This is a genomic window from Ruegeria sp. BJ3, from assembly GCF_056535665.1.
Window position 1 is genome coordinate 589,313 of the sequence record NZ_JBQFIT010000001.1, and the last position, 18,894, is coordinate 608,206.

The 18,894-nt window shown below is 59.4% G+C and carries 21 protein-coding genes; 6 read left to right on the forward strand and 15 right to left on the reverse strand.

The window, feature by feature from the left end; translation table 11 throughout:
• Positions 1-160: 160 nt before the first annotated feature.
• Entirely contained in the window at positions 161-940 is a 780-nt protein-coding gene (locus ACR3EL_RS03015) for an MOSC domain-containing protein (RefSeq protein WP_170342908.1), read from the forward strand.
• Between the two features lie 107 nt (positions 941-1,047).
• On the opposite strand, the gene ACR3EL_RS03020 is transcribed toward ACR3EL_RS03015, so the two are convergent.
• The 7 genes from ACR3EL_RS03020 to ACR3EL_RS03050 all read right to left on the reverse strand — a co-directional run bounded on the left by ACR3EL_RS03020 (position 1,048) and on the right by ACR3EL_RS03050 (position 8,633).
• On the reverse strand, positions 1,048-1,935 hold the full coding sequence (locus ACR3EL_RS03020; RefSeq protein ID WP_480720367.1) for a sulfotransferase domain-containing protein: 888 nt from the start codon (positions 1,933-1,935) through the stop codon (positions 1,048-1,050).
• Between the two features lie 345 nt (positions 1,936-2,280).
• On the reverse strand, positions 2,281-3,828 hold the full coding sequence (locus tag ACR3EL_RS03025; RefSeq protein WP_170342904.1) for an arylsulfatase: 1,548 nt from the start codon (positions 3,826-3,828) through the stop codon (positions 2,281-2,283).
• A 571-nt stretch (positions 3,829-4,399) separates the two neighbouring features.
• Positions 4,400-5,248 (reverse strand): enoyl-CoA hydratase/isomerase family protein, encoded by an 849-nt coding sequence (locus tag ACR3EL_RS03030; protein WP_480720369.1) that lies wholly within the window; start codon positions 5,246-5,248, stop codon positions 4,400-4,402.
• A 78-nt stretch (positions 5,249-5,326) separates the two neighbouring features.
• Positions 5,327-6,115, reverse strand: a complete 789-nt coding sequence (locus tag ACR3EL_RS03035) for an SDR family NAD(P)-dependent oxidoreductase (RefSeq protein ID WP_480720371.1) — start codon at positions 6,113-6,115, stop codon at positions 5,327-5,329.
• Positions 6,116-6,127: 12 nt separating this feature from the next.
• Positions 6,128-7,093, reverse strand: a complete 966-nt coding sequence (locus ACR3EL_RS03040) for an LLM class oxidoreductase (protein WP_480720373.1) — start codon at positions 7,091-7,093, stop codon at positions 6,128-6,130.
• A gap of 13 nt (positions 7,094-7,106) precedes the next feature.
• Entirely contained in the window at positions 7,107-7,883 is a 777-nt protein-coding gene (locus tag ACR3EL_RS03045) for a CmcJ/NvfI family oxidoreductase (RefSeq protein ID WP_480720375.1), read from the reverse strand.
• A gap of 54 nt (positions 7,884-7,937) precedes the next feature.
• Positions 7,938-8,633, reverse strand: coding sequence for an NAD(P)H-dependent oxidoreductase (locus ACR3EL_RS03050; protein WP_170526347.1), 696 nt, complete (start codon positions 8,631-8,633; stop codon positions 7,938-7,940).
• Between the two features lie 110 nt (positions 8,634-8,743).
• Between ACR3EL_RS03050 and ACR3EL_RS03055 the strand changes: the two genes are divergently transcribed.
• A complete protein-coding gene (locus ACR3EL_RS03055) occupies positions 8,744-9,658 on the forward strand; it encodes a LysR family transcriptional regulator (RefSeq protein ID WP_480720377.1) in 915 nt (304 codons plus the stop codon).
• A 44-nt stretch (positions 9,659-9,702) separates the two neighbouring features.
• Here the strand turns inward: ACR3EL_RS03055 and ACR3EL_RS03060 are convergent, their stop codons facing one another.
• The 6 genes from ACR3EL_RS03060 to ACR3EL_RS03085 form a co-directional block, all read right to left on the reverse strand.
• Positions 9,703-10,680 (reverse strand): energy transducer TonB family protein, encoded by a 978-nt coding sequence (locus ACR3EL_RS03060; RefSeq protein ID WP_480720379.1) that lies wholly within the window; start codon positions 10,678-10,680, stop codon positions 9,703-9,705.
• A 101-nt stretch (positions 10,681-10,781) separates the two neighbouring features.
• Positions 10,782-11,159, reverse strand: a complete 378-nt coding sequence (locus ACR3EL_RS03065; protein WP_170342891.1) for an ExbD/TolR family protein — start codon at positions 11,157-11,159, stop codon at positions 10,782-10,784.
• A 4-nt stretch (positions 11,160-11,163) separates the two neighbouring features.
• Positions 11,164-11,490, reverse strand: coding sequence for an ExbD/TolR family protein (locus ACR3EL_RS03070; protein WP_093965501.1), 327 nt, complete (start codon positions 11,488-11,490; stop codon positions 11,164-11,166).
• Positions 11,491-11,521: 31 nt separating this feature from the next.
• Positions 11,522-12,187 carry a MotA/TolQ/ExbB proton channel family protein gene (locus ACR3EL_RS03075; RefSeq protein WP_170342889.1) on the reverse strand — a complete coding sequence of 222 codons (666 nt, stop codon included), beginning with the start codon at positions 12,185-12,187 and terminating at the stop codon, positions 11,522-11,524.
• A complete protein-coding gene (locus ACR3EL_RS03080; protein WP_170342887.1) occupies positions 12,184-12,618 on the reverse strand; it encodes a hypothetical protein in 435 nt (144 codons plus the stop codon). The genes ACR3EL_RS03075 and ACR3EL_RS03080 overlap by 4 nt, the downstream gene beginning before the upstream one ends.
• 166 nt (positions 12,619-12,784) lie before the next feature.
• Positions 12,785-13,909: an ROK family transcriptional regulator gene (locus tag ACR3EL_RS03085; protein WP_170342977.1), complete on the reverse strand. Its 1,125-nt coding sequence runs from the start codon at positions 13,907-13,909 to the stop codon at positions 12,785-12,787.
• A 306-nt stretch (positions 13,910-14,215) separates the two neighbouring features.
• Here ACR3EL_RS03085 and ACR3EL_RS03090 point away from each other — a divergent pair, with 306 nt between their 5' ends.
• The 4 genes from ACR3EL_RS03090 to ACR3EL_RS03105 all read left to right on the forward strand — a co-directional run bounded on the left by ACR3EL_RS03090 (position 14,216) and on the right by ACR3EL_RS03105 (position 17,783).
• Positions 14,216-15,184, forward strand: a complete 969-nt coding sequence (locus ACR3EL_RS03090; protein ID WP_093965461.1) for a sugar ABC transporter substrate-binding protein — start codon at positions 14,216-14,218, stop codon at positions 15,182-15,184.
• Between the two features lie 114 nt (positions 15,185-15,298).
• Entirely contained in the window at positions 15,299-16,372 is a 1,074-nt protein-coding gene (locus ACR3EL_RS03095; protein ID WP_480720382.1) for an ABC transporter permease, read from the forward strand.
• Positions 16,372-17,148: an ATP-binding cassette domain-containing protein gene (locus tag ACR3EL_RS03100; protein WP_170342885.1), complete on the forward strand. Its 777-nt coding sequence runs from the start codon at positions 16,372-16,374 to the stop codon at positions 17,146-17,148. The genes ACR3EL_RS03095 and ACR3EL_RS03100 overlap by 1 nt, the downstream gene beginning before the upstream one ends.
• Entirely contained in the window at positions 17,145-17,783 is a 639-nt protein-coding gene (locus ACR3EL_RS03105; protein ID WP_170342884.1) for an AAA family ATPase, read from the forward strand. The genes ACR3EL_RS03100 and ACR3EL_RS03105 overlap by 4 nt, the downstream gene beginning before the upstream one ends.
• Here the strand turns inward: ACR3EL_RS03105 and ACR3EL_RS03110 are convergent.
• A complete protein-coding gene (locus tag ACR3EL_RS03110; protein WP_480720385.1) occupies positions 17,780-18,298 on the reverse strand; it encodes an N-acetyltransferase family protein in 519 nt (172 codons plus the stop codon). The genes ACR3EL_RS03105 and ACR3EL_RS03110 overlap by 4 nt on opposite strands.
• Positions 18,295-18,849, reverse strand: coding sequence for a helix-turn-helix domain-containing protein (locus tag ACR3EL_RS03115; protein WP_170342880.1), 555 nt, complete (start codon positions 18,847-18,849; stop codon positions 18,295-18,297). Before ACR3EL_RS03115 ends, ACR3EL_RS03110 begins: the two co-directional genes overlap by 4 nt.
• Positions 18,850-18,894 lie beyond the last annotated feature (45 nt).

Consider the following 18,894-nt stretch of genomic DNA (forward strand, 5'->3'; position numbering starts at 1 on the left):
CAGCTCACAATCACGGCCCTCGTGCGGCCAACCGGTTTTTGGCACCCGCTTGTGAAGCTCTAGCGGATTATTCGGTCGATACCTTTGAGGATTGGAGATAGCGTCAAACGGCACGGGTCACTCTGGATCGTGCATAACTCGGTTGGACAGGTGCAGACGTATGAACACGCTCTCTATCGTCAGATTGAACCGGTACCCAATCAAAGGCTTGAGTGCCGAGCCGATGCAAACCGTGACGCTGCGGGCAGGGGAGGGGATCCCGGGTGATCGCCTGTTCGGATTTGCGCGCTACAACTCCGGGTTCGACGCGCAGAACCCTCAGCCACTGCCGAAAGATCGCTTTGTTGTTCTGTTGAATGAGGCTGCGTTGGCAGGCGTAGAGACGAGTTTTGATATTGAGACTCAAGATCTTGAGATCAAAGCGAACGGCAAAACACAAAGCTTCAATATGCGAACACCAGAAGACCGGATGAATGCGGCGAGTTTCTTGTCTTCGGAGATCGACTTGAAAGATCCCGAATTGCCGGAATTCGTCTCGTCTGCTCCTCATCGGTTTACGGATGTGTCCGTCGTCTCACCAAAAATGATGAACGCGATATCCGTTCTTAATCGCGCGTCGGTGCGAGAGTTGGGTGAAAAACTGAACTCAGAGATCCAGCCAGCGCGCTTCCGCGCGAATATCGAGATAGACGGCTTGCCTTCGTTTTCCGAGTTGGACGCAGTTGGATCGGTTCTGAGATTTGGCGATGTTGAGTTGAAGATACTATCGCGAACGAAAAGGTGTGCGGCCACTGAAGTGAACCCGGATACGGCCGAGCGTGACTTGAAAATACCCTATCTTATCAGGCAGTTGATGGGGCACATGGATATAGGGGTTTATGTCGAGGTAGCCAAAGGCGGAACCCTAAGTGTTGGCCAAGCTGGGGAAATGCTTGCCTGAATGCCGCCCCTTCAGATTAGCAACCCCGGGAAACCTCTGTTCTATATTCCATTGCGAACCGGGTTTACTATTTTCGGTATTCGCTGGTTCGATCGGTATAGCAATATCTAGGCAGCGTCGTTTCCCCGAGAGCCATATTCCAACCATTCTCGGTCTTTGGGATCCAGGTGTGCGTCCATCATTGCGTCGTAGCCTGCCAGTTCTTCCGCCGTCAGTTTCCCGTGCCATTTGCCACTCGTTCCGCTGTGGAAAAACTCGGCATCCGACCTGAAGAACCCCTTGCCACCTGAGGGGGCATAGCGTTCTGCTTTGTCCTTCATGTTGTCGAAGGTCGCAGCTTGAACCAATTGATCCATGACCACCTCTGAATGGGTCGTGCCCAAGATGTCAGCCAGTCGGAAGAACGTCCCTCTCAAGTCCCGGGTCATGTCGGCGTAGTGAAAAAGCGATACGTTCGGCCGGTCGGAAAGTGCCGCAGCTGCTTTGTAATGCCAAATGATATGTGCCAGTGGCATCGCATCGGTATCGAACCCTTCCGCCCCGCCGTCCAAAAAGCGACGGAATGTGATACCTTCTTCATCGTTCTCGGGATACCAGGTGTCAAACCAGGTCATTGGAATGTTTCTGACGTGTTTGCGATACGAGAAATGCGCGTCGAGGGGATGACGAAAAACACAGATGTACTGTGCTTGATCATCCAGAGGTAACCCATCCATAGGTGTGTGGCTTTTCATGCTGCGCCGATGCTGCATGGCTTCGAGCCGCTCTGCGACTTCAGGCATTTCTCGGATTCGGATGTCTACCCAAGGCATCTTCACGGACAACTCCGTTTCAACTTCGGGATCACCAGAAAACAACAGCGATACGATGGTTTGCATCCAGGTCGTGCCGCATTTCGGAGGTGTCACCACGAACACATCGTCGGGGCGGATGCGAACCACATCCCAGCGTCTATTGTCGGTCAGGGGGCCAAGGTAGAGCTTTCGGTTTTTCACGTCTAAAAACTCCTCCGTGCGAATTGGTTCAGGAAAAGTGGAATGAAAGTGAAAGGCGACTGATTCTCATGGCAGAAAGCCCAAAAAGCCTGTTGCTGCCTTGTTGAGTTAGGCCGGCAACAGAGTGAGAGCGGAGCAGCGCCAATACGTTATTCCAAAGACCGCCTAGGGTTCTGTCCAGAAAGCAGCGCTCAATGCCCGCAAAACGGAACCGAGCCGCCGTTCACTATTTCCCTTGGACTGCGCTGGTCTTCAGTCCAAAGGGATGATTTACCAGTCTGAATTCGACAAACAGTTGACTGTGAATTCAGACTGGCGAACACAGCTCACGGCGTCCAGTTAATGCTATTGGTTCCCGGCACGGCTCGTGAGTTCCTCCATAACGTTGTCGAGGTTGAAACTGCCAGGTTTTTGCCTTGGCGGAAATTCCTCGAAGCTTTGCAGCCATTGCCCTACGTAGGCGGCGGCCGGCGCTATCGCGAACATATGCTCGAGGAACCAGCGCTGGTATCCCATGGCGTTCTCTTCTTCGGCTCGCTCGAACGGATCGCTGCGGAGGTTTGCCAGCATCGGTGCGCGCAAGACTTCAAACGGTGAGAGCCATACATCAAGCCCATGAGCATTCTGCTTCAGGAATGTCACCTTGTACTGTTCGTATCGCAAGGCGGCGACGCTGCCATCATCCGTCCAATAGATGAACTCACTGCGCGGCCACTCATCAGTTTGACCCGAGAGCGACGGCAGAAGATTGTAGCCGTCCAGATGGGCCTTGTATTGGCGGCCGATGGCTTCAACGCCACCATCGAGCAACCGTTCTTTGATGTCTGGCTCACCGACCGCAGCCAGAATGGTAGGCAACATATCCGTATGCGATACTACGCCATTGACCTTCGATCCCGGCTCGATAACACCCGGCCACTTGATGACCGTTGGGACGCGATAGCCACCTTCCCATTGTGTGTTCTTCTCACCGCGGAAGGGTGTCGTGCCGCCATCCGGCCACGTGAACGTCTCCGCTCCGTTGTCGGTTGAATACATTACGACGGTGTTTTCGGCGATTCCGAGCTCATCAAGTTTATCAAGCAGTACACCGACATGCCCATCATGCTCGACCATGCCGTCAGGATAAACTCCAAGTCCCGTCACTCCCTCGGATTCTTCCTTCAGATGCGTAAAAATGTGCATGCGGGTGGAGTTCCACCAAAGGAAGAAAGGTTTGTCCTGTTCAACGGCTCTATCCATGAAATCCAACGCGCTGGCTGTGACTTCTTCGTCAACGGTTTCCATGCGCTTTTTCGTGAGCGGCCCGGTATCCTCGATCGAGCCATCAGCGGTCGACTTGATCACCCCGCGCGGGCCGAAGTTTTCCCTGAAGGCTTCATCCTTGGGGTAGTCAGGGTTTTCCGGCTCTTCTTCTGCGTTGAGATGGTAAAGGTTTCCGAAAAACTCGTCGAAACCATGGTTTGTGGGTAGGTGCTCGTCACGGTCACCCAAATGGTTTTTGCCGAACTGGCCAGTCATGTAACCATGGTTTTTGAGCAGCCCTGCGATGGTTGGGTCTTCGACGGGCATGCCCTCTGGCGCGCCGGGTAGGCCGACCTTGGTCAGGCCCGTGCGGATGGGAGATTGTCCTGTGATAAAGGCCGCTCGTCCCGCGGTGCAGGACTGCTCTCCGTACCAATCAGTAAATAGCGCGCCTTCTTTGGCTATGCGGTCGATGTTGGGTGTCTGATACCCCATCATGCCATGGTTGTAGGCACTGATATTCCAAAATCCAATGTCATCTCCCCAAATAATCAGGAAGTTTATGGGGGGATCATCTTGTGCGGAAACGGTTGTGGCAGCTGCAGCAAACAAGGCCGCCATTATGGTTGATCTTGTTTTGTTTTTCATTTTCGTCCTCCCAAAATTTTTTGTTAATACCGAGTAACCTACCACAAAATCGGCGGTTTTGTCGGGGTACTTGCGGTTTTCAATATTTCGGGCGGAAACGCGCAAGTGATCCAAGACACCCAATCGACTTTGTTGGCTTTGCTTTATGAGCCGGCCGAAACTTTTCCCCGCGCTTCAAGGCGTGGTTGATAAAGACGAGTTGCGTCGAAACTCGGATTCACGCCAATACGGTTTCTGGAGCACGTCTTCTGCTTTGGGCGCAAAGAAGGCACCTGCTAAACGTTGTTTGGGTGTGTGTTTAGTAAGTCTGCCGGTCGTTCCGGCACATTCGATCCCGTGCGTTGGCGACCGAAAAGCGCCGCGCACCGTTGATCAGCCCGGCCGCCTCGGACGTCGGTGCTGCTGCCGTCTATCCTTTGGCTTACCGCCGGCTTCGGAACATGGGCGTTTGGGTTCCTTGACAGACGCAGTATGGCGACCTGCGTGCCTCGGCCCCCTTGCCGTCGGAACGCCCATGCCTGCTGCGGGATATGATCCGCTGAAACCGATTTCAGCGGATCAAGCGCAGTCGTCAGTTGGCGATCTCTTGCACCTTCATGACCAGTTCGTTCCAGTTTCGCTGGTTCTCTATATCATGCTCGAGCCCTTGTTCATCGGCAATTCGAAAGCGCTTGACCGCCGGCGTCTTGCTTGTCGCCTGGTACAGCCAATAGGCCTCGGCCCTCAACGCTTCGGAAATAGGTTTGTCGATGGATTCGTAGACCATCTGCTTGCACGCGTTGATGGATTCGGCGGGGAATTGGGCAATGCGCCTGGCCAGAGCATCGACATAGGGACCGATCTCGTCGGGATCCAGCGCCTTGTTGATGGTGCCCATGCGCTCGGCATCGCCGGCATCGTAATCCTGCGCACTCAGGATGATTTCCAATGCCCGGCCAAGCCCGGTTTGGCGCGCCATGCGAGAAGCGCCGCCGCCGCAGGGCAGGATGCCCATGCCAACTTCCATCTGCATGAACTTGAACTTCCCGCGTGCCGCAAAACGCATGTCCAGCGCGAGTGCGAGTTCGTGTCCGCCGCCACGGGCGAAGCCTTCGAGCTTCGCGATTGTTGCCTGCGGGACCTTGCTCAGCCGTTCGCAAACGGACTGCAGGTCCAGCAGCTGGGCGTCTTCACGCGAGACGGCTTCGGTCGAAAGATCCTTGAGCAACTCGGTATCGTAGTGACAGACCCAGATTTCGGGGTTCGCCGACTGGAAGATCACCACTTTGGTTTCCCGGTCCCGCTCCAGCCGCATCGCAAGGCTGTTGAGGTCGGCCAGCATCTCTTGGCCCTGAACATTGACCGCTCCGAAGTTGAACGTCACGGTGGCGATTGCATTCTCGACCGCGACGTCAAAGGTCTGGAAGTTTTCGTATTTCATTGGACAGTCCTCTCCTGTTCTCGCCATCAAAGATGCGAGGGTTTGCATGGATTGGCAGGGCGCGGGAGTGCGCCCGGCTTAGCCGTATCGGCGGATAGTGTCTTGAATGGCCTTCATGACGTCGGCAGCGTGTTCGGACTTCAGCGCTGCGGGGTGCGGGTCTGCAAATGTACCGCCGTCATTGTCGAAATAGGCGCCCGACGCCTGCGCGAACCGATCGCTAAGTGCGGCGTCGATCAGGATGTCGGCGCCGATGTTGAGGTCGTTGCCGGCGACTCCGAAACCGTCCTTGACCATTTTTGACGCCAGCAACGAACCCGGATTGACCGCGATCAACGCCGGTCCATCGGGCAGGGCGCGGGCCTGTTCGCGCGTCCATATCGTGATTGCCAACTTGCTTTGCGCATATGCGCCCATATCGGCCAATCGCGTTTTGCCGGTCAAAGCATCCACATCCACAGGGGCCTGGGCGGCCGAGGACAGGTTCACGACGCGGCCAGTCTTGGGAATGATCGGAAGCAGAAGTTCGGTCAGCAGATAGGGCGCGAACGTGTTCACGACGAAGCGGATATCGAGACCGTTTTCGAGAGTGGTCTGCGGAGCCTTCAGGACGCCGGCGTTGTTGATCAGCACATCCAGCCGGTCGTGATTGGACCGGATGGCCTCCGCCAAAGACCTCACGGCTGATAGGTCGGACAAATCGGCGCTGTAGGTTTCCGGCTGTCCTCCAACCTCCTGGGCGGCTGCCTCCAGCTTTGCAGAGTTCCGCCCGTGCAACAGAACACGGTGACCGTCAGCGGCCAGTTTCTTGGCGGTGAGCAGTCCGATACCATCGGTTGCGCCGGTGATCAGAATGGTTTTGGTCATGCGATCCGTTCCTTATGAAAATTCTGGCAAGATCGTATCCGCCAGGCGTTTGAGTGTCGGTTCGATGGCGGCCTGGTTGAAACGCAGGTTCAGGGCGACGTGGTTCATCCCGATCTCACGTATTTCAGCCAAGTAGCGGCGCAGGAAATTCGAACCCGACTGGAACCCCAGATGTATGGGACGTGCGGGGGCATTTGGGTCTTCCAGCAAGTCGACATAGAGCGACTGCATCACCGGTTTGTCCGGTTGCCCCAGTCCTTTCAGACGGTTCCGGTAATCGGCCACCGCGCGCCCCTGTGATGCCGCGTCGCGCGGATAGGTCATCCATCCATCGCCGTTTTCAGCCACCCAATCCGGGGATTGTCGACTGCCGCCCGTGATTAACAGCGGCAGGCGCGATCCCGAGGGTTTTGGCAGAAGGTCAATGTCGCCGGGCAGATGCCCCTGCAGGCTTTCATGCTTGGGATAGGGTGTTGCCGTCGCACGGATATAGTCGACGCTGTCGCGGAACCGCTCACCTCGATCGGGGAAGGATTGACGCATTGCCGGATACTCTTCCGGTCGATCGCCGGACGCCACACCCAACAGCAGACGGCCATCGGACAATACATCCGCCGACGCGGCTGCCTTTGCCACATGGGCCGGATGGCGCAGGGGCAAAACGATGCTGGCGGTCCCCAGGGCAATGCGATCCGTCGCGGTCGCTAGCGCACCCAGATAGACGAACGGGTCAAAGATCTGGCCGGGGTCCCCGAAACTTGGAACATTGAATGGCACGTCGCGCAGCCAAAGCGCGGCAAAGCCCAGAGACTCGGCCAATTGCGCGGCCTTCATGTGGCCCTTCATCGTCGGCTCGGATCCCACCGGGTAGGCCTCAAGCGGCAATACCAGCCCGAGCGTCAGCTGATCCGGTCGAAATACCTGACCGTAGGCCTTGTTGATCGGGGCAAAGGACAGGTTTTGGTTTTTGTCCAACATGATGGTTCCTTGGTCAGTACCGCACCAAAGTGCGGGTCTCGATGCTCTTCCGGATGGTGGTGACGGTCGGGTTCTCGACCATATCGAGCGCGCTGTGCGCGACGGAAGGCAACCCCCGATTGTCGTAGATGTTGAAAATCGCGATTTCATCCGGGCTCATTCGAGACAGATAGACCCAGTCATGCCGTGCATTCCCGACAAGCCCCATGATCTGCCCTTTGCGGTCAGGATAGATCAGGTCAAGCAGGATCCAGTCTTTGGGTTCAACGGACGAAGGACGGACAAACCCCAGCGGCGCGCTGTTGATCGGGTGACCGACCGGCCGCCATAGATTGACAAAGGCATAGTGCCCTTTGCTCCACTCGGCCGCCCGCTCGGGGCCAAGCAAATCCACCAGTCGTTGCCGAGCGCCGTCCGCGCTGTAATCGCTGTGGACATTGCGCGCCGGCTTGCGTGTCGCCTTTGGGTCGTCCACGCGCAAGGTATGGTCAAAGATCACGACCTCGCGAACGCCGATCTTTTTGGTCAGCAGTTGAGTGAGCTCGTGTTCGTAGGTCCGTTTCCACTGATCCCCGGAAAAATCGCGGATGGCACTGGGCGCATTCAGAAACTCGACGCCGTCGGGGTCAAAGCGCAGGGGTTGCCCCGATGTCCGCATATCAGTCAGGTTCACCTGTGTCGGCAACAGTTCCGGCGAAATCAGGTTGCCGACAATGCCGCTGGCGTCCAGTTGGAACGCCTGCCGTTCAGGTTTGTGAACGTGATAGTTTACGATACCGGTTCGTTGCATCTGTACCCTCACTGAATTGCGGATGACGCAGCCCCTGGCTTAATCGACGTTGGCTCAGAACCAGTTCACGGTTTCGGCCATCGGGCGGCGGGTCTTGGGGAATTGCGGATCACTGGCGCGATACCCAAAGGCAAACATCACCGCGGGTTTCCATTTCGAGGTATCCACCCCGAAATGCTCGGCCAGAGTCTGGGTGGTGAGTTCCATGTCAAACCCTTCGATGGGGCAGGAATCGATACCCATCAAGGCTGCGGTCGTCATCATGTTGGCCAGAACGATATAGGCCTGTTTGCCGGACCAGTCGGTGATCTCGCGTTCAGTGGTGATGCGATGGTCGGTTGACTGGAACTTGCCATACGCACCGTTGAATAATTCGATGACGTCCTCGGGCAGTTGTTTGACCTTGCGATAGTGGTCCTGCAGATAATCAGACCCAGCGGTCATGGTTGCCGCAGTGCTGGCCAGAATGATGCCAAAATGGCTGGCTGTCCCCAATTGGCCGGAGCTGCCGTTCATCATGCCATTGGCGCCCCAGGAAAACTCGCGCAAAAGCTCGCGTTTGTTGGGCGATTGGATGACAAGAATCTTGAATGGCTCGTGCCCGAAAGAGGTGGGCGACAGGCGGCCAGCTTCAAGAATGGTTTCGAAATCGGCGTTGCTGATCTTGCGGTCGGGATCAAAGACCTTTGTCGCGTGCCGGAAATTGAAGGCTTCGAGGATCTGAGACTGAACGTTCGGGCGAACGGACATTTGTGGCTCCATTTAGTTTGTCTTCCGTGGAGCCAGAAATATCACTTGCAGAATCCGATGAAACGGCGGATATCAGGTTTCAGTTTTCGGATTTTGCGTATAATAAGCTAATGGACACACAAGCGCTTCGTCTTTTCGTGCTTGCAGCGGACAAGCTGAACATATCGGCCGCCGGGCGCGAACTGGGTTTGGTGCCCGCAGTCTCCAGCGCCCGACTTGCCAAGCTGGAGCATCATCTGGGTGTCGAGTTGCTTCACCGCTCGACCCGGAAAGTATCGTTGTCTCTGGAGGGCGCTGAGTTTCTACCTTATGCGCGCGAGATTCTGGCGCAGGAGAATGCGGCCTTGGCCGCTTTGGGGCAGGGGTCGGCCCAAGCCACCGGCACACTGCGGTTTACTGCGCCCAGCACGTTTGCACAGCTCTACATTGCTCCGATCCTTGCAAAGTTCCAGGAACAGCATCCGGGTGTGACCCTGGACCTGCGTCTGTCGGATGCTCAGTTTGATCTGATCGAAGGCAGCTATGATCTTGCTTTGCGGAACGCACCGCTGATCGATACCAGCCTCAAGGGTCGCAAGCTGGCGGATGACAAACGCATCCTTTGCGCGGCACCGAATTACCTGTCGGCCCACGGAGAACCCGAGACGCCGGATGATCTGGTGCATCATCGGCTGATCGCATTTCGCCACACCCGGGCTCGGGCGCTGAAAACTACCCGGGGGGCCGTCGCAAGCTTCGATCCCGGAGCCACGAAATGTCCATTGATCATGGATGACGGTCTCAGCCAGAAGCTGGCCACCGTGGCAGGTGCGGGGATCTCGATGAACTCGCTGTGGAGCGTTCAGGAGGAACTTGCCTCAGGCAGGTTGCGTCATGTCCTTCCCGAATACGAGGCGGCGGAAGACAACGTGCTGTGGCTGATCTTTCCAAAGTCGAACGTATTGTCGCCAAAGGTGCGGGTCTTCATGGATTTTCTGATCGCCGAGATCGGCGTGAAGCCTCCATGGGAAAGACCGTCGGACTGACCGATTGCGCCCAGTTGCTTCGGGCTAGCGCAGGAAAGGCCCGATTAACCGTTCTGAAAGTAGAACGACAGCTTCCGGCTGACCCCGCCCGGAGGTCTCGGGAAGGGCGATGCGCGACGGACCTGTTCCTTGGCGGCCCTGTCGACCTCGGTCGAGCCGGAACTGTCGATGATATCGACCCAGGCCAGTGTTCCGTCCGGGTTGATTTCAAAGAAGACTTTGGCAAAGCCGCGAACCGAGACATAGACCGGCGGAGTTCTGTTGAGGTGGACAAGAACCTGCCCGGCATAATTGGTGACGTTCGAGTTGCCGGGGCCTCGACCGCCGGACTGATTGGAGTTGCCCCCGCGGGTAAATGCGTCGACCCCCTGTCGGCGATAGGTCGTCAGCGGCGAGTCGATCTGCTTGTTGGGAAATCGCAGGTTGTCAAAACTGTCCAGCCTGCTGGCCCGTTGGTCGGGCGCAGGGGCCGGTGCAGGGGTGCGGTCCGGAAGACGCGGCCGGATCGATGTCGCAACCGCCAGATCCGAGGTGCCGTCGTCGGTGTCGCTTTCGACCGGTTGCTGCTCCTCCGCCGGCACTGAGGGGTCCGGTATCGGTGAGGTGGCAGGCAGGGCAGCGAGTTGCTCCGGCTCTGAAATCGGGGCCTCTATGGGTTCAACCGGTGCTTCGGGCGCCGCTGCGGACTGCGATTCGGCTTGGACGGGCGGTGTTTCGTCGACCTCATCGGCGGCCTGCCGATCACCTTCGGCCGAGTCCGCCGGCTCAACGATTTCCGGAACGGGCTGATCAGGCTGCACCGGGTTGGTTTGTCCGATATCAGGCGAGTTGACCTTTTGCGGGTCCGACGAGGCGACCAGTGTTTCGCTGACGGGTATTTCGGCCCGGTCCGGCTCTGTCGGCTGTTCGACTTCGGGCTCGGGCTCTTCTGCGGGGGGCGGCGGCTCGGGCGGGGTCGCGGTTTCCGCCAGATCCTCGAACGCGTTGCCCAAGGCAACCGTGTCCGGTTGCGAACCGGCCATCGCAGGTTCCGCAGAGTCCCGCGCGGCTGGCAGTAGCAGGAAAAGGTGAAAAAGCACCGAAAGCACAACGGCAAGCGCCGCGACAAACAGAGATTCCCGGATCATTCGAGCGCCCGTTCGGTCACCGCAAAGACTGCGGTGGCGCCGAGGCGGCGCAAAGCGCCGGTGACTTCGATCAGGCGTGCCCCGGAAACGTTCCGGTCAGGCACGATCCGCACGGGTTCCTCGCCACGAATGGTCATGTAGGTCTGCGGATCCGTCGGTGTTCCGCGAAAGCTGAGCGTCCCGTCAGCATGAAGAACCAGTGCATCGGGTGGTTCGCGGCCATCCAGATCGGATGTGTTGACCAGCTCCAAGTCCGGGTCCAACGGTTGAGCAACGGTTCCGGCGATCAAAAAGAAGATCAGCATCAGAAAGACCACGTTGATCAACGGAATGGTCGAGTCGCGCTTGCGGCTTGGGCGGTCGTGGCGGATCATGGCGTCACTCCAGAACCGTTACCGACAGACCGTCGAGGCCGCGCAGTTTCACCAGAAAGTCAACAAGCCGTTGGGCGGTGACGTCGCCGTCAAGACTGACCAGCACCTGCCCGGGCTGCAATGCCTGTGCCAATTCATCCAGCGAGAGCGGTGCTCCGTTCAGCACCACGCGGTTCGCCCCCAATTGCACAAAAGCGCGATCCGACGGGGCGCTGGGCTCTGATGGGCCCGCGGCTGCGCTGCTGAGTTGAATTTCTCCGAATGTCGAAAAGGTCGACGTCAGCATGAAGAACAGCAAAAGCAGAAAAATCACGTCGATGAGCGGTGTCATCGACATGGCGCGCCGAACAAATGGGGCCGCGTTACGCATGTCCCGGCGCGGCGACAAACGCGGTGCTTGTCGCTGCTGTAGGCAGCGCCTGGGTCGGTACGAGGATCGTGCGCAAGGCCTTGTCTGCGAATACCCGCTCGCGCGCGGTGCGGCTTTCGAACCAGGACAGGACCATGGATGTGGGCATCGCAACCGCCAGACCCACCGCCGTCGTCACCAGCGCAACCCAGATCCCACCTGCCAGCAGCGACGGATCCACACCGGCTCCGGCCGTCTGCAGGCTTTGGAAGGCTTCGATCATGCCCAGAACCGTGCCGAACAACCCCAGCAAGGGGGCCAACTGCGCGACTGTATCCAAAAGCCGGAACCCACGCTCGAGCCTGGCCAACGCCAGGCCGGCTTCGGCGTCCAGCCGTTCGTCCAGCCCAGCAGTATCCGGGGCGCTCATTGCCGCACCCACGATCGGGGCAAGGTAGCTGCTGCTGGCGGCCAGACGCTCGCGCGCAGTGTCGTGGTCTCCGGCATCCCAGGCCGCCAATGCCTGGGACAACACCCTATGGCGGCCGACGCCACAGGCCGCAAACTGCCAGAGCTTGTAGATCGAAACCGCTACGGTCAGGATCGACATCACAAGAAGGATCGCCACTACTGGCCCGCCCAGTGCAAGGATCTGGCCAAGCGCGTTGAAGATGTTCATCCCAAAAGCTCCATTTCCAAGCGGCTGGTCACCGAAAGGGTCGAATTGCAAAGATCACTCTCGGAACCGCCGGTCATGCAGGAACTGGCTCCGTTTATCAGAACGCGCCCGACCGTTGCGCATGGTCTGTCAGGCAGGTCGAACTGGCGTACACGCGGGCGGTCCTGCGGCAAATCCCTAAAATCGAACAATGACAGTTTGATCACCGAACCCTGCGTGTCGAAGATCACGGTTTCGAAAACGGCTTTGTCGATCGCCCGTCCGGTTTCGTTGGTGATCAGGAATGACAGCCGACAGGCCTGCCCCACATCCTGCGCCGCGTTGAGTTCCAGCGACAACCCGGCGCCATCGGCGTCAGACGATTGCGCATTGGCCGCAAAGGGGAGGGCTGACCATGCGATAAGGGCGGGTAAAAGGTGACGCAGTTTCAATGATAGAACCTCATTCTGAACACGTGGTACCTGCAGCCCGCCAAGCAGTGCTGGTGCCGTGCCTGTAATATCTTAGACCGGCTGTACGGGGAAGGGTTGGCGGGGGCTTTGTGATCGTTCGTCAGGCGAAACCTCGCCAATACTTTTGTACGTCCGCGGCTGTCGCTCAGGTTTCGACAAGATATCTGTTCGACAGAGGCAAGCTGGCTGCCCCCAGGGCGCGGGCATCCGGACCCACCGACCCGGCCAGAATCGAGGGCTGCTCGAGCCCTGTAAAGTTCAGCCGGGAGAGATGCGTCTCGACGCGTTCGATCAAGCGCTCGGTAACGCTCTCGGGCATCCAGCCATCGATTTTCACCGTTTCAAAGTCGATCAGGCTGCAGGAAGACAGGATCGCATAGGCCAGACCTTTCGCGGCCTCGTCCATCCATGCCTCGAGAAGTGTATCCGGCATGTCCCAATGGTCCGGGGTCTCCCACATATGGAAGGGATCCAGGCCTGCGGCGACAAGCTTCTGCTCAAGCACGCAAAGGCTGGCGACATCGATCAGGGGTTTGACCGCGCCCGAGCCGACGGGAACCGGCAACGGACCCAAGGCGCCTGCATTCCCGCGCCCGGAAAAAATGACGCCGTTGAGGACGACACCCCCGCCGATGAAGTAGCCCATGTAGAAATACAGAAAGTTCCGCGGTCTTTCGGACGGCCCGAAGACCAACTCTGCCCCGCAAGCCGCGGTGGCGTCATTCTGCAAATAGACCGGGATGTTTCGCGCTAGGGAAAGACTGGCTTGCAGATCAGCCGAGCGCCATGGATCCATCTTTTCTTGTGGGACATTCAGGGTCTGCGCCCAGTCCCAAAGATAGAAGGGCATCGCAATGCCCAACCCGGCCACCCGGTCACGCGACGCTGTCGGCATCTGGTGTATCATCCGGTCCAATGTGCCGGTGGCGAAATCCAATGTCGCGCCGGGGGTGGGATAGTCATAGGTCTCTCGCGCGCGATCCCGTACTTTGCCTAGGAAATCGGTCAATACCAGCTCGGTGCTGCGGCGGCCGACCTTCAGCCCTAGGAAATAGGCCCCATCCGGATTCAGGCGCATTGGCACCGAGGGTTGCCCAACCTTGCCACGTTGTGGCTCGCCCCGCAGCAGCAACCCATCGCTTTCCAGTTGGCGCATGATCACCGAGACAGTCTGCGCCGACAATCCGGTCATGCGGGCCAGCTCCGATTTGGCGAGCGCTTGGTGCCGGCGGACCAGTGACAGCACCAGTCGTTCGTTGTGGGCGCGCATGCCACTTTGGTTCGTCCCGCGCACGGTCGAAACGCGCTCGGGCGGATTGCTCTGCGCTGATTGTTCCTCGGGCACGGGCCGCTCCTCCTACGATCAAGAATGTGGATGCGCCTACTCAGTGTCAATAATAAATAAGAGTGATTTATTTATTGACAGAACCCGAGAATCACCGGATGGTTTTACATATGGGAGCCGGAAGAAATCCGTCCGGACTCCTTAGATGCCCATCGGGTATCGGAGATATTGGGAGGAAAAGCCTTGAAGATTTCAGCATTTGCCGGCGCGACCGCGCTGGCCTTTACAGCCATGGCAGGCGCTGCCGCCGCGCAGGACACGGTCTGCCTGATCACCAAAACCGACACCAACCCCTTCTTCGTGAAGATGAAAGAGGGTGCCACCGCCAAGGCCGAAGAGCTGGGCATGACGCTCAAGGCGTTCGCCGGCAAGATCGACGGTGACCATGAAACTCAGGTGCAGGCGATCGAGACCTGCATTCTGGACGGTGCCAAGGGTATCCTGTTGACCGCATCCGATACATCGTCGATCGTTCCGGCCGTCCAGCAGGCGCGCGACGCCGGTGTGCTGGTCATCGCGCTGGATACACCGCTCGAACCGATCGACTCGGCGGATGCGACTTTTGCAACCGACAACTTTCTGGCGGGCGAGCTGATCGGCAAATGGGCCGCTGCCACGCTGGGAGACGAAGCCCAGAACGCGAAGATCGCCATGCTGGATCTGGCAGTCAGCCAGCCTTCGGTCGGGGTGCTGCGCGACCAGGGATTCCTGCAGGGCTTCGGCATTGACTTGGGCGACCCGAACAAATGGGGCGACGAGACCGACCCGCGCATCGTAGGCCATGACGTCACCGCCGGGAACGAAGAGGGTGGCCGCAAGGCCATGGAGAACCTTCTGGCCAAGGATCCGATGGTCAACGTGGTCTATACGATCAACGAACCGGCTGCCGCCGGTGCGTATGAGGCGCTCAAGGCCATCGGCCGCGAAAACGATGTGCTGATCGTTTCGGTCGACGGCGGCTGCCCCGGTGTGCAGAACGTGGCCGACGGTGTGATCGGCGCAACCTCGCAGCAATACCCGCTGCTGATGGCGTCGCTTGGCGTCGAGGCGGTCAAGAAATGGGCCGACGAGGGCGTGAAGCCCGAGAACACGCCCGGCAAGGACTTCTATGACACCGGTGTTGCGCTGGTGACGGACAAGCCGGCCGATGGCGTCGAGTCGATCTCGGTCAAAGAGGGCATGGACCTCTGCTGGGGCTGATCTGATCCCTTCAGGGGCCGCAGCGCGCGGCCCCTGAATTGAACCACGACCTCACCCGAGATTTTGCTAGAGTCGCCCCAAGACGGGAGCTTGACGCATGGGGGAACCTCACTGATGTCCGACACATCGAGACAGTCCGACGACTTCGAAGCCGCAGCCAAAGGCAGCCCGGAACAAGTTGCCGAATTCGAAGATCACCACCGCGGTTTCATGGGGACGGTCCAACGCTTTCTGCATGTGAACCCGTCGCTGGTGCCGCTGATCGTTCTGGTCGCGGCGATCCTGATTTTCGGCGCCTTGCTGGGCGCCAAGTTCTTTTCGCCATTCGCACTGACCCTGATCCTGCAGCAGGTACAGATCGTCGGCATCGTCGCCGCCGCCCAGAGTCTTGTGATCCTGACCGCCGGGATCGATCTGAGCGTGGGCGCGATCATGGTCATGTCCTCGGTGGTGATGGGCCAGTTCACCTTCCGCTATGGGCTGCCGCCCACGGTGGCGATCCTGTGCGGTCTGGCCATCGGGACCGCCATCGGCGCGGTGAATGGGTTCCTGGTCAGCCGGGTCAAGCTGCCGCCCTTCATCGTGACGCTGGGCATGTGGCAGATCGTTCTGGCCGCCAACTTCCTGTATTCACAGAACGAAACCATCCGGTCGCAGGAAATCGAGGCCAACGCCCCGATCCTTCAGCTGTTCGGCGCCAAGTTCAATGTCGGCGGGGCGGTATTCACGGTCGGGGTGATCTTCATGCTGGTGCTGATCCTGGTGCTGGCCTATGCGCTGCGGCATACCGCGTGGGGGCGCCATGTCTATGCCGTGGGCGACGACCCCGAGGCCGCCGAGCTGTCGGGCGTGAACGTGCATCGCACGTTGATGTCGGTCTACATGCTGTCGGGGTTGATCTGCGCCTTTGCCGGCTGGGCGCTGATCGGGCGCATAGGCTCGGTCTCGCCCACCTCGGGGCAGTTGGCCAACATCGAAAGCATCACCGCCGTCGTGATCGGAGGCATTTCTCTGTTCGGGGGGCGCGGATCGATCCTGGGTTCGTTGTTCGGGGCGCTGATCGTTGGCGTGTTTACCCTCGGACTGCGGTTGTTGGGCGCGGATGCGCAGTGGACTTTCCTTCTTATCGGTATGCTGATCATCGCCGCCGTGGCCGTGGACCAGTGGATCAGAAAGGTAGCAGCGTGATGGAACCCATTCTCAAAGGGCGCAATCTGGTCAAACGGTATGGCAAGGTCACGGCGCTGGATCATTGCGATTTCGACCTGATGCCGGGCGAAATCCTGGCCGTGATCGGTGACAACGGCGCGGGCAAATCGACCTTGATCAAGGCGGTTTCCGGTGCCGTCGCCCCGGATGAGGGCGAGATCTGGCTGGAAGGGCGCAAGGTCGATTTCCACTCGCCCATCGACGCGCGCGAAGCCGGGATCGAAACGGTCTATCAGACGTTGGCCATGTCGCCCGCCCTGTCGATCACCGACAACATGTTCATGGGGCGCGAGATCCGGCGCAAGGGGCCGTTGGGCTCGGTATTCCGGATGCTCGACCGTCCGGCGATGGAGAAGTTCGCCCGCGACAAGCTGAACGAACTGGGGCTGATGACGATCCAGAACATCAACCAGGCGGTCGAGACCTTGTCGGGTGGACAACGTCAGGGTGTGGCCGTAGCCCGGGCGGCGGCGTTTGGGTCCAAGGTCATCATCCTGGACGAACCAACAGCGGCGCTAGGTGTCAAGGAAAGCCGCCGGGTTCTGGAACTGATCCAGGACGTGAAATCGCGTGGCATTCCGATCATTCTGATCAGCCACAACATGCCCCATGTGTTCGAAGTGGCCGACCGCATCCATGTGCATCGACTTGGCAAGCGGCTTTGCGTGATCGACCCCAAAGACTACACCATGTCCGATGCCGTGGCCTTCATGACGGGCGCCAAAGAACCGCCGGAACAGGATCGCGCGGCATGACGACCGAAGGGTCATCGCCGCAGGCGCTGGCCGAGCGGATCGCCGAAGCCGTGGCCGGGCTGGCGAGCGGCGAAGCGCGCCAGCTTGTCGCCGTGGCCGGGCCGCCGGGCGCGGGGAAATCCACGGTGGCCGCGCTTGCCCAACAGGCGCTGCAGGGGCGCGGCATTCCGACCGGGCTGCTGTCGATGGATGGTTTCCACTATGACAACCAGATCCTTACGGCACGCGATCTGCTGCCGCGCAAGGGCGCGCCCGAGACATTCGACCTGCCGGGCTTTCACGCCTTGTTGCGCCGCCTTCAGGCCGAAGACGAGGTCGCCGTGCCCGAGTTCGACCGCGTGCTCGACAAGTCAATCGCCGCCTGTTCGTTCGTGACCCGCGACCAGAAGGTGGTGATCGTCGAGGGAAATTATCTCCTGCTGGACGAACCGGGGTGGCGCGATCTGCGCGATCTGTGGGCGCTGACCGTGTTTTTGGACGTGCCGTTGCCCACGCTCGAGGCGCGGTTGCTGGACCGTTGGATAGGGCTGGGCTTGCCGCGCGACGAAGCCGAGCGCCGAGCCTTCGCCAATGACATTCCCAACGCCCGGCGCGTGGTGCAGAACTCGGGCGCGGCCGACCTGGTGCTGCGTTAGCCCAGCGCCTTGTACATGTAGATGGTGGGTTCGAACACGGGTTCGAACGGGTTGCGGCAATAGCCGGGAATCTCTCCGGCGGTTTCGAATCCCAAGCTTTGGTACAGGATGCGCGACGGGTCTGTGCTGCGCGTGTCCAGCACCAACAGGGTTCGGCCAAGTTCGACGGCGCGCTCCTGCAGGGCGCCCATCAAGGCACGGCCCAGCCCGCGCCGCCGTGCGTCGGGATGCACCAGCAGCTTGGCCACATCGGCGCGGTGCGGCTGGTTGGGCATCGCAGCCGGAATGAGCTGAACCGTCCCTTGGATGCGTCCGTCGCCATAGGCCACGAAAAGATCCAGTTCTCCGGCTGACAGCGCCGGGCGCACGCGCTCCTGCCAATAGGCGCGCGCGGCGTCACGGGAAAACGGCAGAACGAACCCTATGCTGGCGCCGGTATGCACGCAGCCATGCAGGACATCCGCCAGATCCTCCACCGCTTGGTCAAAAGTCGTTTCGGTCAGGCGTGTAATCATATCAGCACCAGAATGTAGCGTGCGCCGCGGGACGCCTCGGTTTCAAAACGGGTCGCGCCTGACAGATGATAGCGGAGGCAATCACCCCCGTTCAGCGCATGGGACGTTCCATCAACGGTCAGGGTCAGTGCGCCATCCAGCACGATCAAGTGATGTTCCTGCCCGGGGCGAGGCGGTGCGTCATAGGTGATCGTTGTGCCGGGTGGGAGGTGACATTCCAGAACCTCGCCCGTCAGCCCCGCCGAGGGCGGCGACACCGACCGCCGCGTGAACCCGGTTTCGGGGTCGCGCCATTCGATCTGCCGTTCGTAAGGAACCTTGGGGTCGAAGCTGTCCTCGACCATCATCAACAGGCGCGACATCGGCAGTCCGTAGGCTGCGCACAATCGGCCAAGATTCTCGGCCGTCGGGCTGACCTCGGCCTTCTCCATGCGCGACAGGGTGGCCCGGCTGACCCCGCTGGCCTGAGCGAGTTGTTCAAGCGACCAGCCCCGGCTGCGGCGCAGGTCGCTCAGGTGGCGGGCGAGGCGGCTGGACAGGTTGTCTAGCATGTCTCATATCCGAGAAACAGTTTCATTAATGAGATATATAGCAGA

What these genes read in the sequence shown, in the direction of transcription:
- ACR3EL_RS03030 (WP_480720369.1), bottom strand. Translation starts at nt 5,248, where the DNA reads ATGAAATACGAAAACTTCCAGACCTTTGACGTCGCGGTCGAGAATGCA.
- ACR3EL_RS03065 (WP_170342891.1), bottom strand. Translation starts at nt 11,159, where the DNA reads ATGATCCGCCACGACCGCCCAAGCCGCAAGCGCGACTCGACCATTCCG.
- ACR3EL_RS03040 (WP_480720373.1), bottom strand. Translation starts at nt 7,093, where the DNA reads ATGTTGGACAAAAACCAAAACCTGTCCTTTGCCCCGATCAACAAGGCC.
- ACR3EL_RS03015 (WP_170342908.1), top strand. Translation starts at nt 161, where the DNA reads ATGAACACGCTCTCTATCGTCAGATTGAACCGGTACCCAATCAAAGGC.
- ACR3EL_RS03050 (WP_170526347.1), bottom strand. Translation starts at nt 8,633, where the DNA reads ATGTCCGTTCGCCCGAACGTTCAGTCTCAGATCCTCGAAGCCTTCAAT.
- ACR3EL_RS03095 (WP_480720382.1), top strand. Translation starts at nt 15,299, where the DNA reads ATGTCCGACACATCGAGACAGTCCGACGACTTCGAAGCCGCAGCCAAA.
- ACR3EL_RS03025 (WP_170342904.1), bottom strand. Translation starts at nt 3,828, where the DNA reads ATGAAAAACAAAACAAGATCAACCATAATGGCGGCCTTGTTTGCTGCA.
- ACR3EL_RS03055 (WP_480720377.1), top strand. Translation starts at nt 8,744, where the DNA reads ATGGACACACAAGCGCTTCGTCTTTTCGTGCTTGCAGCGGACAAGCTG.
- ACR3EL_RS03060 (WP_480720379.1), bottom strand. Translation starts at nt 10,680, where the DNA reads ATGGCCGGTTCGCAACCGGACACGGTTGCCTTGGGCAACGCGTTCGAG.
- ACR3EL_RS03035 (WP_480720371.1), bottom strand. Translation starts at nt 6,115, where the DNA reads ATGACCAAAACCATTCTGATCACCGGCGCAACCGATGGTATCGGACTG.
- ACR3EL_RS03115 (WP_170342880.1), bottom strand. Translation starts at nt 18,849, where the DNA reads ATGCTAGACAACCTGTCCAGCCGCCTCGCCCGCCACCTGAGCGACCTG.
- ACR3EL_RS03090 (WP_093965461.1), top strand. Translation starts at nt 14,216, where the DNA reads ATGGCAGGCGCTGCCGCCGCGCAGGACACGGTCTGCCTGATCACCAAA.
- ACR3EL_RS03045 (WP_480720375.1), bottom strand. Translation starts at nt 7,883, where the DNA reads ATGCAACGAACCGGTATCGTAAACTATCACGTTCACAAACCTGAACGG.
- ACR3EL_RS03075 (WP_170342889.1), bottom strand. Translation starts at nt 12,187, where the DNA reads ATGAACATCTTCAACGCGCTTGGCCAGATCCTTGCACTGGGCGGGCCA.
- ACR3EL_RS03110 (WP_480720385.1), bottom strand. Translation starts at nt 18,298, where the DNA reads ATGATTACACGCCTGACCGAAACGACTTTTGACCAAGCGGTGGAGGAT.
- ACR3EL_RS03085 (WP_170342977.1), bottom strand. Translation starts at nt 13,909, where the DNA reads ATGCGCGCCCACAACGAACGACTGGTGCTGTCACTGGTCCGCCGGCAC.
- ACR3EL_RS03070 (WP_093965501.1), bottom strand. Translation starts at nt 11,490, where the DNA reads ATGACACCGCTCATCGACGTGATTTTTCTGCTTTTGCTGTTCTTCATG.
- ACR3EL_RS03105 (WP_170342884.1), top strand. Translation starts at nt 17,145, where the DNA reads ATGACGACCGAAGGGTCATCGCCGCAGGCGCTGGCCGAGCGGATCGCC.
- ACR3EL_RS03100 (WP_170342885.1), top strand. Translation starts at nt 16,372, where the DNA reads ATGGAACCCATTCTCAAAGGGCGCAATCTGGTCAAACGGTATGGCAAG.